This window comes from Treponema berlinense (assembly GCF_900167025.1).
In the GTDB taxonomy this organism is placed as follows: Bacteria; Spirochaetota; Spirochaetia; order Treponematales; family Treponemataceae; genus Treponema_D; species Treponema_D berlinense.
Genome location: NZ_FUXC01000003.1, coordinates 154,401 through 168,220 on the forward strand (window position 1 = coordinate 154,401; position 13,820 = coordinate 168,220).

Here is a 13,820-nt window from a genome sequence, read left to right on the forward strand (position 1 = left end):
CCTTCGTGATTGTGATTTTTTTTCAAAACTTGTAAAATACTTGAATATCTCTAAAAAAAATCAGTTTTGTTATTTTATTCAGGAACAGTTATGGTTATTGAATTAAAAAATCTTGATAAGGTTTACAGTGGAGAGAATTCGCCTGCGGTTCATGCCGTAAACAAGGTGAATCTTCTCATTCCTTCAAATCAGATATTTGGAATTATAGGAAAATCAGGCGCCGGAAAATCAACATTGGTTCGTTTAATAAGTCTTTTGGAAAAGCCTGATTCTGGAGAAGTCTGGTACGACAACGAAAGAGTGGATAATCTTTCGCCAAAAGAACTGATTGCCCGCCGCCGAAGAATTGGAATGATTTTTCAGAATTTCAATCTGTTTTCGAGCCGCACAGCCGAACAAAATATCGCTTATCCTTTGGAAATCTGTGGAACACCAAAATCAGAAATAAAAAAACGGACCGCAGAACTTTTGGAGCTGGTTGGGCTTTCAGACCGTGCAAAATCGCCTGTAAGCAAGCTTTCTGGCGGACAAAAACAGAGAATTGCGATTGCACGCGCGCTTGCGAATAATCCAAGCATTCTTTTTTGCGACGAGGCAACTTCCGCCCTCGATCCGCAGACCACTCATCAAATATTAAACTTAATCCGCGAAATTCAGAAAAAAATGAATCTCACGGTTGTTATGATTACTCATCAAATGGAAGTTGTGCGGGACGCCTGTTCACAAGTTGCAGTTGTGCACGAAGGACAGGTTGTTGAGCAGGGCAGCGTGGAAGAAATTTTTATAAGACCAAAAACGGATGTTACAAAGGACTTCCTTTCAAGAATTTCTGCTCAACAGGAAGAAAACAAAAAAGAATTTGTCCGCTGGAGCCTAGACGGCGGTCAGTACGAGCTTCATTTTATCGGCGACAAAACCGATTCCACAACACTTTCTCAGCTGGCAAAAAATTTCAACATTGATTTTAACGTGCGTGCTGGAGGAATCCAGTCGGTTCAGGGCAAAAAAGTCGGAAAAATGCTGGTCGATTTTATTGGCGAAGAATCAGAAATCAGCCGTGCAATAGAATATCTTAATAAAAACGGAATCGAGGTAGAAAAAAATGGCTCAAATATTTGAATTAGTTGGAATTTCAACTCTCCAGACCCTGCAAATGGTGTTTTTTTCGACACTTTTTGCCGTTATAATTGGTTTTCCGCTCGGAATTCTGCTTTTTATAACAAGTTCGACAGGAATTATGCCAAAACCTCTCTTTAATATGGTTTTAAGCCGCATAATCGATGTTTTGCGCTCTTTCCCTTTTGTAATTTTAATGATTGTCCTTCTTCCGTTTACGCGTTTTGTTCTAGGAACCGCAATTGGAACTTCTGCAACGATTATGCCTCTAAGTCTTGCTGCCGCACCTTTTGTTGCCCGTGTAATCGAAACCGCGCTTATCGAAATTGATCCTGGCGTAATTACCGCGGCACGGGCAATGGGCTCAACAAACTGGCAGATTATCCGAAAAGTTTTAGTGCCGGAAGTTTTGCCGTCGGTAGTCAGCGGAATTACACTTACAATCATCAATTTGATTTCATATTCAGCAATGGCTGGAACCTTGGGCGGCGGTGGTCTTGGCGACCTTGCAATTCGTTACGGGTATCAGCGCTTTAGGACAGACATAATGCTCGCTTCCGTAGTTGTAATAATTTTGCTGGTTGCTTTGATTCAGTTTGCAGGAACAAAACTTTCAGAAAGAATTCTTAAAAAAAGATAAAAAAATAGAAAAAAGGGCGCCACCCGCTTTCGCGGGTCGGAGTACTACAGGCTCGGTAACCCTCGGTGCCTTGCACCGGCTTTGCCGCCTTCCGTGTTCCTGGCGCATTGCAGTTTATTGCAGTTCATTTTGCATCAACTGAACAAAAAGATATATTTTTTTGTAAACTTCTACACCAAGCTGGTTAATCGGATGCTCTGCAAAACGATCCAGTTCTTTCCAGTTCATAACGATTTCGCCTTTCGGCTTCTGATGGTCTTCGATTACAGACTTTAAAATCTTCGCAAAATTGATCATGGATTTTGTCGTGTTTACAAGATACTCTCTTGCCAAAGAGTTTATGTCTCGCAAAGTTGTTTTGATAATGTTATTTGCCTCTCTGTCGCGGTCTGCCCGTGGCAAAAGTGTCTTTATTTTTATTCCGATTTCGGCTTCTTCGTTTAATTTTCCGTCAAACTGCGTAATTTCATCGCTTGCTTCAAACATCTGGTGGTAATTATTGCTCATTTCTGTGGAAAGTTCCGGCAAAGTCCATTTTCCGCGGATTAAAACAAGGTCCGCATATTCCCGCACATCGCGCTTTACAAATTCAACAAGAAAGGCTTTTAAATAATTCAAAGGCTTTGCATATTCAAAGCTTCCAAGATTTTTTCGTTCAAGCGGAGCGCTTCCAGCTTCTGTATAATTTTTTAAAATAACAATCGAATCTGTGTTGAAAATTTGCACCAAAAGACTGTCAATTTTTGAATTTTTCTGCTCGTTTTCAAGTTTTTTTATAGTGTTTGCGGTCTGATTTTTTGTTGATTCGATAAAGGATTCAACTATGTGCTCCTGTTTTACGGCAGAGTCTGTCACATACGCCGGGTTTTTTGTCGTAAGTTCAATCATCATGTTAAAAACGCGTGTATCCCGCAGTTGCCTTAACTTTTGTACGATTTTGTTCCATTGATTTGGCTTGACAAGTTCAACTCCACGCGTGGTTTTAAACATTGCCATTAAATCGTCCCATTCTTCGTTCAACGGCAACGAATTTAAAATTTCTGCAAAGTTTTTAAGGTCTTCGGCAATGTAAGCGCCTTCGATTGATTCAAGTTTTGGAGCACGGTTAAATTCACCTTCTCTCAACGTTGAATCGAATTTTTTTAACAGAAAATAAAAGTCGTAAAGACAAAAGGATTTAAATCCGACGAGTTTTGTGTAAAGAGAATCAATCGAATTTATTTTGTCAGAGTCAAATTCTCCCAGAAAATTTTCAAGATCCTGTTTTAATTTTACCTTTAACTTTTCAAACGGCACATTTTTTGAAAAAGCCAAGATCGATTCTTCCGAAAAATTTTCCGATAGTTTTTTTTGGGATTCTGTCAGAGAAAAATCAATTACAATATTTTTGTAAAAGTTAGGATTCGGCTGATTTTGAAAAAATAACTGGGCTGGAGAAATTATCTTGTAAATATCGTAGAAAAATTTTCCGAACTGAGGAAGAACCTGGTCGGAACCAGCCTTGTAAAATTTATAACCTGAACGCGAAAGGTTTTTTGCAATAATTTTTAATTGTCTGTTTTTTTCGGCTTCCGGATCGTTGCCACCAAAAATCGAAGAAATGAGTTTTTGGAAAAAAGACAGTCCTGAATTCTTTGTCATACTTTAAATATGAATAAATCAAGGTTATATGTCAAGTTGCTTCAATAAAATAAACTTGTCTAGCCAATCGTGTATTGGATGAGCAGAAGGCGCAGAAGCTCACGGTTTTTTACGCCAAAAAGTTTATAAAGGTACTGCATTTCTTTTTTTATTGTTGATTCGCTTGTAATAAGTTCTTCTGCGATTTTCTTAAAATTGAAGTTAGTACTTAGCGTGTAATGGATGCACGAAATCTGTCTTTCTGAAAGTCCCATTTCTTTTAAATTGAGCACAGAACCTTTTGGCGGCAATGTGATTTCTGGAGCAAGCCCCGGAACATCAACATCCTTAAAAAGAAAACTGAGCCGTTCTTGCAGCATAAAATACAAAAGAAAGTAGCATCCCATTTCAAAAGAAGAAAAGGCAACGTAATAAATTATGTCTGTAAGGGAATGTCTGTATTCTAAAGAAATCATGCTTATAAGAATTAGCGCCGCGACTGCGAATTTTATCTTAAAGTGCGATTTTGCATATCCGCCGGCACAAAAAAATGCAAAAAAGTTGATGTAAAGTGTAATTCCTACAACTGGAAAACCTGTAAAAATAAGGTTTACTGTTTCGAGCAAATACAGGAAGAACAAAAACCAAACTTGATTAGGTATAAAAAGATAAACGATTGTAGCTACAAGAGTAAAAATATTGACTGCAGGAACTAATATGTTTGTGTAAGGATAAAAAAAAGACTCGGTAAATGGAGGATGGTCTACTCCCTGATAAAAATTGTTGAATGTTCCAATGGCTGCAAAAATCATGCCGAGAATATCGAGAATTTTATAAGGTTTTAATTCTTTTTTTGTATAAGTCCGCACATTTTTATTATAAAGCATACGGAAAAAAAACTCAAATATTTCGGCTTTTTATTCAATATAATGGTATCTTTGGATATTTTTCGGGTATCTTTGGATAAATCGCACAAAACACGGGTCCTAAAAGTTCATTTTTTTGTAACGGTTTGTTATACTTCTTAGTGTAAGGTTACTTGATTTGTTTTACAGCAAGCAAAGTTCGGAGAAGAGATGTAAAAAAGTTTCGGAGGAGAAGTTTTTTTCGTAATTGACAACAGATTGGCTTTTGTGTGTGGAGTTTTTTCAATCTTAAGTCGTGTAAGGTTTCTGTGTATGCGGAAACCTTATTTTTTTATAGGCACCTTTTTTTACATAAAAAAAAACTGCCCGGAAAAGCAATTAACGCTTTGTTTCCGGACAGTTTGTTTGAAACAAAAATCAAAATTACAGAACTGTATATTCGGTTTTCCATAGCTTGTGCAGGTTGCAATATTCGTAAGCTGCTATGATTTTTTCGTCTGGAAGAATTACAAATTCGGCTTCAGGCTTGTCTCCCGGATTTAGCATTTTCTGCTGAATTCCCTTGTCTGTCTGAAGAAGAATCCATTCGATGTAGTGTTCTGGAAGCGAAGGATGGAGAGTTTCTCCGACTGTTACTGTGATTTTCTGTTTGTCGGCGGTTATAACCGGAAGGTGTTTTTCTTTTGCACCGTCTGTTGTTCCTGGGATAAGCGGTTTCATAGGTTGTCCACAACATATTGTTTCGACCCCAGAATCTTTTACGATTGAGATGATTTTGCCGCAATGCGGACAATAAAAGAATTTCAACTGCATTTTTTACCTCCTGATAAAAGTATCCTTTATTCAAGAATAACACGTAAAAAAAAAAATAGTGAAAGAATTTTTTTAATTTTTTTTTAGAATTTGTTAAAAAAAATTTGACAAAAAGGTATAAAGGCTACACAATGATATTAACTAATATTTTAGTATATTAGTGATAAGATTTTTGGAGGAATTCGATATGAAAAAAACTTTAGTTGCTGCAACTTGCGCTTTGCTTGCTGCTGGATTGGCTTTGACAGGATGTAAAGAAAAGAAAGCCGAAAAAATGGTTCTCCGTTATGCAGAAAACCAGGCTCAGGATTATCCGACAACAAAGGCTGCGTACAAATTTGCTGAACTTGTAGAACAGAAGACAAACGGAAGAATTCACATTGATGTTTATCATGGCGGACAGTTGGGTGATGAAAAGGCTGTAATTGAACAGCTTCAGTTTGGCGCTATTGACTTTACACGTGTTTCTATTTCGCCGTTGAGTGAATTTGAAAAATCGCTCAATGTTCTTCAGCTTCCATATCTTTATAAAGATGCTGCTCAGATGTGGCGCGTTCTTGACGGCTCAATCGGAGAAAAATTCCTTAACTCAATGGACAAGAACAACTTGATCGGTCTTTCTTGGTTTGATGCCGGCGCCCGTAACTTCTACGATTCAAAACGCCCTATTACAAAACTCAGCGATATGAAAGGTCTTAAGATTCGTGTTCAGGAATCTCAGCTTATGATGGGAATGGTTGCCGCTCTTGGTGCAAGCGCTACTCCTATGGCTTACGGCGAAGTTTATTCTGGACTTCAGACTGGCGTAATCGACGGTGCAGAAAACAACTGGCCTTCATACGACTCAGTTTCTCACTACGAAGTAGCAAAATACTACGTTCTTGATGAACATACCCGCGTTCCAGAAATGCAGCTTGTTTCTAAGCTTACATGGGACAAATTCTCTGATTCTGACAAGGCGATTATCAAGGAATGTGCTAAAGAATCTGCAAAACTTGAACGTGAGCTTTGGGCTGCTAAAGAAAAGGTTTCTGAAGAAAAAGTTCGTGCAGCAGGCTGTACAATCACAGAACTTGAACCTGGAGAAAAAGAAAAATTCCAGGCTGCAATGGCTCCGTTGTATGCACAGTTTGGCGCTGGTTACGAAGATGTAATCAAAAACATTCAGGCTCAGTAATTTATAATTGAATAACGGCAGGTTTTGCCAGAAAGGCGGACTTGCCTTTTTTGGACTTTTTTGACTGATATACTAAAATATCAGTCAGGTTTTGAAAAAGGTTTTATTATGGTTTCAATTGTTGAAAAAATAAAGAATTTTTTTGCTTCTGCTCCGGCTGAAATTTGCAAACCTGGATACAACGTTCTTGAAAAAATAGTTTCGGGCATAACTTTTGTTTTTGATTGCATTTACAGAGTTCTGCTTGAATTTGCAAAACTTGTTATCCTCGTAATTGTAATCATTGTAAGCTGCCAGGTTTTTGGACGACTTGTGCTCCATAAGTCGATTATGTGGTCAGAAGAAGTTGCTCTTCTTTTGATGGTTTGGACAGCATTTATTGCAATGGCAATTGGTGTTGAAAAAGAGCTTCATATTGCCATCACGCTGTTTTTTGCTATGTTTCCAAAAAAAGTTCAGTTTGTTATTTCTAAAGTAAACACTTTGGCAACAATTTTCTTTGGATATATTCTTCTTTTTTATGGAATAAAACTTGTAAAGATGACCTGGGCAAGTACTTTGCCTGCAACACAATGGCCGGCTGGAACTGCTTACTGCATGATGCCTGTTGCCGGAATCTTTATTATCTATTTTGCGCTTACAGATTTATTCGGTTTAAAAAAGTATCGCCATTCGATTATTGAAGGCAAAGAAGCTTCTGGCGGAAAAACCGACCAGCAGATTATTGAAGAAATGCGTGCCGGCAACACAATTGGAGGTGAGACAAATGTATGATCCAACAGTAGCTATCTGGCTTTTGCTCGGAACTTTTGTTCTGTTTATTTTGATAAAAATGCCTGTAACATTTGCTCTTGCCGTTTCATCGTGCATTACGCTTGTTTACGTTCACATCCCTCTTATGGCATTTATTCAGCAGATGGGAAAAAGTATTAACTCGTTCAGTTTGATGGCGATTCCGTTCTTTATTCTTTCAGGCGAAATTATGGGTGCCGGTGGAATTTCTGACCGTCTTTTGCAGGCTGCAAATGCGATTGTAGGACGTTTCCGAGGCGGACTCTCATACGTGAACGTTTTGGCATCAATGTTCTTTGGACATCTTTCAGGCTCGGCTGTAGCAGATGTTTCTTCTCTCGGCTCAATTGAGATTCCAATGATGGTAAAAGGAGGCTACGACAGGGATTTTTCTGTAGCGGTTACCGTTGCAACTTCTTGTCAGGGCGTTTTGATTCCTCCAAGCCATAATATGATTATTTATTCTGTTGCTGCCGGCGGAGTTTCTGTAGGCGCGCTCTTTATGGCAGGTCTTGTGCCAGGAATTACTCTCGGAATTATCTTCCTCGTCGTATGTGCGGTTATGAGTATTGTCCGCCACTATCCAAAAGGTGAGGCAATCGGTTTTAAACAGGCTGTAAAAATTTGTCTTGATGCAATTCTTGCTTTGTTTACCGCTGTAATTATTTTGGTTGGTGTAACAGCAGGCTGGTTTACTGCGACGGAATCTGCGGCGATTGCATGTATTTACTCATTCATAATTTCGGTTTTTGTTTATAAAGAATTGAAACTTTCAATGATTCCGAAACTTTTGATGAACACTGTAAAAACTTTGGCAATGGTATTCTCTTTGATTGCGGCTGCCGGCGGATTCGGTTACCTTTTGGCTTTGCTTAAAGTTCCGACAATCATTACTACAGCTCTTCTTTCAATCAGCCAAAATAAGGTTGTTCTTCTGCTTTTGATTAACTTAATGCTGCTTCTTCTTGGCTGTATTATGGATATGGCTCCGCTTATTTTGATTGTAACTCCGATTATTGCGCCTGTTGTTCATAACGTTGCAGGAATGAGCCTTGTTCAGTTTGGTGTAATGCTTATCTTTAACCTTGCAATCGGACTTTGTACACCTCCTGTTGGTTCTGCGCTGTTTGTCGGCTGCGGTGTTGGAAAAATCAGCATTGAAAAAACAACAAAGGCTATGCTTCCGTTCTATTTGACGATGATTGCAGGTCTTTTGCTTGTAACTTTCGTACCTGATGTTTCTCTCTTCCTGCCAAAGCTTTTAGGATACGCGGTGTGAGTTTTTCTGGTTGCCTTGATTTTTGAGGCGACCTAAAAAAATGAGAAATTTTTTGACGGAGAATTTTTTATGGAAATGACTTTAAGATGGTACGGACCTGGTTTTGATTCCGTAACATTGGAACAGATAAGACAGATTCCTGGCGTAAAGGGCGTAATTACAACTTTGTATGATTTACCAGCCGGTGAAGAATGGACTGGTGAGCGTATAAAAGGTCTTAAAGAAATTGTCGAAAAAGCCGGATTAAAAATATCTGGGATCGAAAGCGTAAATATTCACGATGCAATAAAAATTGGAAGTGCAGACCGCGACAAATACATTGAAAATTATATTAAATCGCTTGCCGCCCTTGGTGAAGAAGATATCCACATGGTCTGCTACAATTTTATGCCGATTTTTGACTGGACACGCACTGATCTTGCAAAAATGCGTCCAGACGGTTCGACAGTTCTTGCATATGATCAGAAAGTTGTGGATTCGATTGACCCGCAGACATTTTTTAACAAGACAACTGACAATTCAAACGGTTTTGTTATGCCTGGCTGGGAACCAGAACGTCTTTCAAAAGTAAAAGAGCTTTTTGAAGCCTATAAAGATGTTACTGCCGAAAAACTTTTTGAAAACCTGGTTTATTTTTTGAAGGCGATTGGACCTGTCTGCGAAAAATACGATATGAAGATGGCAATCCATCCGGACGATCCTGCATGGCCTGTTTTTGGACTTCCGCGCATTATTACAGGAAAAGAATCGATTCTAAAAATGCTTAAGGCTGTTGATAAGGAATACAACGGTCTGACTTTCTGTATGGGAAGCTTGGGAACTAATCCTAAAAACAATTTGCCGGAAATTATGCGTGCTTGCAAAGGAAGAATCCATTTTGCGCATGTAAGAAACCTGCATCATTTTGCACCTGGAGTTTTTGAGGAAGCCGCTCATCTTTCTTCTGACGGAAGCTTTGACATGTACGAAGCAGTAAAAACTCTTTACGAAATTGGTTTTGACGGACCTGTTAGACCGGATCATGGCCGTACAATCTGGGGTGAAAAATGCATGCCGGGCTATGGACTTTATGACCGTGCGCTCGGAGCAATGTACATTCAGGGATTGTGGGAAGCTGTGGAAAAATCGCAGAAAAAATAGCGGAAGCTATCTAAAGCACACGTCCTGCCTGCGGCAGTGGATGGGAGCCACGCGAAGCGTTCAAAACTGGTGGCGGTTTTACTGCCGCCAGTTTTGAATGTAGCGGATAGCGTAATGGCGGACAGCCCGGTTTTTGTGCAGTGGAACGGAACAAAAAGCCGCCCGAATCTGAAAAAAAATTGTGCTGTATTTTTTGGAGAATACTATGAAAAAGCAAGAGAGTTCTGTTTACGAAGTATTGAGAGAAAAAATCCTTAGTTTGGAGTTAAAACCGGGACAGGAACTGAATATAAATCAGCTTGCAAAAGAAATGGATGTTTCTCGTTCTCCAATCCGCGATGCTCTTTTAAGGCTTTCTCTTGATAAACTGGTTGATGTTTTTCCTCAAAAAGGGACTCGTGTTGCTTTTTTGGACAAAGATATTATCAAGCAGGAAAGATTTTTGCGTATTACTCTTGAACTTGGCGTTCTAAAAGTGTTTATGAAAAGTCTTGACGAAAATAAACGGAAAATCTGCGCTACAAAATCGCAGGCGATTCTTCTTGAACAGCATGCGAGTCTTCTGGATGGAAATAAAAAAGCTTTTATGCAAAAAGACGATGAACTGCATTACTTTTTTTATTCGGAAACGAAAAATGAATGGCTTTGGAAGGTTCTTGATTCGCACACAGGAAACGACCATCGCATAAGGGTTTTGAGTTACAATGCCGACAGAATTGCGAACAGCGTTGAAAAAGAGCATATTGAGCTTGTCAAGGCGATTGAAAACGGAGATACGGAACTTGCCAGCAGAGTTGATGAAGAGCATATGCAGGTTCTTTCTGATTTGCTTGAAGATATGAATAAAAATTATCCTGAATATTTTAGCGTTAGTTGATTTTTTTGCGAAAATTGAAATTTTGAAAAAATAAAGACAAAAAAAGTAAAAACGAGAAAAAAACAGACTGTTAGTCGGACAGTTGAAAATAAGAGGCGGAATTTGCCGCAAATATTTTTGGAGGATTATTTTATGAAACTGAACTTAAACGAAATTAAAGACGGTTCAAAATGGAACGGCTACAAACTGCCGGAATTCGACCCGAAAGAAATTGCAGAAAATACAAGAAAAAATCCGGAGTGGATTCACTTTGGAGCAGGAAATATCTTTAGAATTTTTCCTGCGGCCTTGGCTCAAAAACTTTTGAACAAAGGTTTGATGAATACTGGAATTATTGCCGGCGAATGTCACGATCCTGAAATTGTTGAAAAACTTTTTAAGCCGCATGACAATTTGACTCTCGGAGTTACACTAAAAGCCGACGGTTCCATCGAAAAAGAAATCATTGCTTCTGTCGTTGATTCTGTCTGTGTTTATCCTGAATTTAAGAATGACTGGGCGACTGTGCTTGCGGCATTTAAAAATCCAAGCCTAAAAATGCTTTCGTTTACGATTACAGAAAAAGGTTATGCGGTTACTTCTCCGGACGGAAAATTGCTCGGACAGTATGAGCATGATTTTGCCAATCCGCCTGAAAAAGCAGAAATGTTCTTGTCTAAACTTACAGGTCTTTTGCTGGAACGCTTTAATGCCGGAAAACTTCCTCTTGCTTTGGTTTCTATGGACAACTGTTCTCACAACGGAGAAAAACTTTCGGCTGCTGTTTTTAAAATTGCAGAGAACTGGCAGAAAAACGGTTTTGTTCCTTCTGAATTTGTCGATTACCTGAAAGATGAAACAAAAATTGCGTTCCCATGGACAATGATTGATAAAATTACGCCTCGTCCAAACAATGCTGTTGCCGAAATGCTTAAAAAAGACGGTTTTGAAGAAACTGAGCTGATTGTAACTTCAAAAAATACTTACTGCGCAACTTTTGTAAATGCCGAAGAAACTCAGTATCTTGTAATAGAAGACAAATTTCCTAATGGCCGTCTGCCTTTGGATAAGGCCGGAGTTTATTTTACAGACCGCGAAACTGTAAATAAAGTCGAAAAGATGAAAGTCTGCACCTGTCTGAATCCTCTGCACACCGCTCTTGCTCTTTCCGGCTGCCTTTTGGGATTCGGTTTGATTTGCGATGAAATGAAAGACAAGGACCTTAAAAAAATGGTCGAAATTTTGGGCTATAAAGAAGGATTGCCTGTTGTTGTTGATCCAAAAATTATAAAACCGAAGACCTTTATTGATGAAGTAATTGAAAAACGCTTGCCAAATCCGTTTATGCCAGATACTCCGCAGAGAATTGCAACTGATACTTCACAAAAACTTTCGATTCGCTTTGGAGAAACTGTAAAAGCATATCTTGCAAATCCAGAACTTGATGTAAAAACTCTGAAAATTTTGCCTATGGTTTTTGCGCTCTGGCTCCGCTATCTTCTGGGAATTGATGATAATGGAAAAGAATTTGAACTTTCTCCAGATCCGCTTCTTCCAGATGTAAAAAATGAACTTGCAGGAATTGTAATCGGCAAAAATGATGAATCTGAAGTTGAAGAAAAAATCAAAAAACTGTTAAAAAATGAAAAGATTTTTGGTTTTGACGTTGTTTCTTCTGAGTTGTACGGAAAAGTAAAATCTTACTTTATGGAAATGATAAGTGCAAACGGAAAAGTCCGCGAAGTGATTTCTCGCGCGGTTGAAAACTAAAACTCTTTTTGCAAAACAAAAGGCTATGCGGAAGGTTTTAAACTTATCGCATAGCCTTTTTTATTTGCAGTTAATTCAATTTTTAGTGAATTATTTTACAAATTCTTTCTTTAAGAAGTCCAAGTCGAGTTCTGGATAGAGAACAAATTTGCTCAAAAGTGCCTGAACGCGTTTTGAAGCGGCTTCTTTTACGCTTTCGTCCATCACAATCTTGAGTTTTGCAGGTTTTCCGTCTTTTGTTACGCCTGGTTTTGTTCCTTTAAGAACCATGTCGATGATGGCTGCAACTTCGTCCATTTCTGACTCTTTCATGCCAAGTGTTGTGAGGGCAGGAGTTCCGAGACGGAGACCAGAAGTGTACCATGCGCCGTTTTTGTCGTAAGGAAGAGCGTTTGCATTTGTTGTTACGCCGGCCTGGAAAAGTGCCGCTTCTGCCTGTTTTCCTGTAAGACCATAAGAAGTAATGTCTGCAAGCATGAGGTGGTTGTCAGTTCCGTTTGTCTGAAGGTGGATGCCGAGGTTCTGGAGTGCTTTTGCAAGTGCCTGCGCGTTTTTAACAACCTGATGTGCATAGTCCTGATAAGCTTTAGAATTTGCTTCTTTGAGGGCGATTGCTTTTGCCGCCATTACATGTGGAAGTGGTCCGCCCAATACCATTGGACAGCCTTTGTTTACGTAATCTTCAAATTCTTTTTTGCAGAGAATCATAGCGCCGCGTGGTCCGCGCAAAGTTTTGTGTGTTGTTGTTGTAACAATGTCTGCCCATTTTACAGGATCAAAATCGCCTGTGAATACTTTTCCTGCAACAAGACCTGCAAAGTGAGCCATATCTACCATCAAAACTGCTCCGCACTTGTCTGCAATTTCGCGGAAGCGCTTGAAGTTGATTGCGCGGGGATAAGCTGAATAACCTGTCAAAAGAATGAGAGGTTTTACTTCCATTGCCTGTTTTTCGATTGCATCGTAATCGAGGAGACCTGTTTCTTTGTCTACTCCGTATGGATGGCTTTCGAACATGCGGGCAGAAATGTTCATTTTGTAACCGTGGGTAAGGTGTCCGCCACAAGAGTAGTCAAGACCCATGAGGCGCTGATTTCCAAAGCGGTGACGGAGTTCGTCAAACTGTTCTGCAGTGAGGTCGTTTAAAGATTTTACGCCAAGTTCCTGCAAAGTTGGAGTTTCTACTTTTGCAGAAAGAATTGCCCAGTAAGCAACAAGGTTTGTATCTGCGCCAGAGTGTGGCTGAACGTAAGCGTAGTCCGCACCAAAAAGTTCTTCTGCTTCATGTGCCGCTGTGTTTTCTACGGCATCAACGTTTACACAACCGCCGTAATATCTGTGTTCCGGGTAGCCTTCGGCATATTTATCTGTAAGAAGATTGCCCATTGCTGCCTGTGTTGCGAGAGAACTGTAGTTTTCTGAAGCAATCAATTTTAAGTGGCTGCGCTGATTTTCGATTTCGTTTACAACGTCTGCAGCGATTGAAGGATTTACAGATGCAACCTGCTGAAGGTTTGCAACGTAAGCTGTCATTGCAACGTTTGGTTTTCCGTTACAAGAAGAAAGATAGTTTTCCAATGGTGTAGCCATTTTTCGCTCCCATAAAAAAAGGCATAACGCCTGCAACAGTCCTTAGTCACAGCCATCGTGCCCATTTTGCATAACAAAAAATTTTAAACTAATGATATTGAAATTCTGCTGTTTTATCAATTGAATTTTGTCTTATTTTCTTGATTTTTGCGCAAACTTAT

General features: G+C 39.3%; 12 protein-coding genes. 8 read left to right on the plus strand and 4 right to left on the minus strand.

Annotated elements, in window-relative coordinates:
- The first annotated feature begins 90 nt into the window (after positions 1-90).
- Together B5D47_RS04130 and B5D47_RS04135 are read left to right on the plus strand one after the other, a co-directional pair.
- Entirely contained in the window at positions 91-1,119 is a 1,029-nt protein-coding gene (locus B5D47_RS04130) for a methionine ABC transporter ATP-binding protein (RefSeq protein ID WP_078930566.1), read from the plus strand.
- A complete protein-coding gene (locus B5D47_RS04135; protein WP_078930567.1) occupies positions 1,103-1,756 on the plus strand; it encodes a methionine ABC transporter permease in 654 nt (217 codons plus the stop codon). Before B5D47_RS04130 ends, B5D47_RS04135 begins: the two co-directional genes overlap by 17 nt.
- A 114-nt stretch (positions 1,757-1,870) precedes the next feature.
- On the opposite strand, the gene B5D47_RS04140 is transcribed toward B5D47_RS04135, so the two are convergent.
- The 3 genes from B5D47_RS04140 to B5D47_RS04150 form a co-directional block, all read right to left on the minus strand.
- Positions 1,871-3,397, minus strand: coding sequence for a DUF5312 family protein (locus B5D47_RS04140; protein WP_078930568.1), 1,527 nt, complete (start codon positions 3,395-3,397; stop codon positions 1,871-1,873).
- 59 nt (positions 3,398-3,456) lie between these two features.
- Positions 3,457-4,263, minus strand: a complete 807-nt coding sequence (locus tag B5D47_RS04145) for a helix-turn-helix transcriptional regulator (RefSeq protein ID WP_078930569.1) — start codon at positions 4,261-4,263, stop codon at positions 3,457-3,459.
- A 402-nt stretch (positions 4,264-4,665) separates the two neighbouring features.
- A complete protein-coding gene (locus B5D47_RS04150) occupies positions 4,666-5,055 on the minus strand; it encodes a desulfoferrodoxin family protein (protein WP_078930570.1) in 390 nt (129 codons plus the stop codon).
- A 187-nt stretch (positions 5,056-5,242) separates the two neighbouring features.
- Here B5D47_RS04150 and B5D47_RS04155 point away from each other — a divergent pair, with 187 nt between their 5' ends.
- The 6 genes from B5D47_RS04155 (at position 5,243) to B5D47_RS04180 (ending at position 12,069) form a co-directional block, all read left to right on the plus strand.
- On the plus strand, positions 5,243-6,232 hold the full coding sequence (locus B5D47_RS04155) for a TRAP transporter substrate-binding protein (RefSeq protein WP_078930571.1): 990 nt from the start codon (positions 5,243-5,245) through the stop codon (positions 6,230-6,232).
- 60 nt (positions 6,233-6,292) lie between these two features.
- Entirely contained in the window at positions 6,293-7,006 is a 714-nt protein-coding gene (locus B5D47_RS04160) for a TRAP transporter small permease (RefSeq protein WP_234969892.1), read from the plus strand.
- Positions 6,999-8,303 carry a TRAP transporter large permease gene (locus B5D47_RS04165; protein WP_078930572.1) on the plus strand — a complete coding sequence of 435 codons (1,305 nt, stop codon included), beginning with the start codon at positions 6,999-7,001 and terminating at the stop codon, positions 8,301-8,303. Before B5D47_RS04160 ends, B5D47_RS04165 begins: the two co-directional genes overlap by 8 nt.
- A 69-nt stretch (positions 8,304-8,372) precedes the next feature.
- Complete coding sequence (gene uxuA / locus B5D47_RS04170; protein WP_078930573.1) at positions 8,373-9,443, plus strand: mannonate dehydratase; 1,071 nt, start codon at positions 8,373-8,375, stop codon at positions 9,441-9,443.
- A gap of 205 nt (positions 9,444-9,648) precedes the next feature.
- On the plus strand, positions 9,649-10,320 hold the full coding sequence (locus B5D47_RS04175; RefSeq protein ID WP_078930574.1) for a GntR family transcriptional regulator: 672 nt from the start codon (positions 9,649-9,651) through the stop codon (positions 10,318-10,320).
- Between the two features lie 132 nt (positions 10,321-10,452).
- The gene (locus tag B5D47_RS04180) at positions 10,453-12,069 is read left to right on the plus strand and encodes a mannitol dehydrogenase family protein (protein ID WP_078930575.1); all 1,617 of its coding nucleotides are present in this window, start codon (positions 10,453-10,455) and stop codon (positions 12,067-12,069) included.
- 90 nt (positions 12,070-12,159) lie between these two features.
- On the opposite strand, the gene B5D47_RS04185 is transcribed toward B5D47_RS04180, so the two are convergent.
- Positions 12,160-13,659, minus strand: coding sequence for a glycine hydroxymethyltransferase (locus B5D47_RS04185; protein ID WP_078930576.1), 1,500 nt, complete (start codon positions 13,657-13,659; stop codon positions 12,160-12,162).
- Positions 13,660-13,820 lie beyond the last annotated feature (161 nt).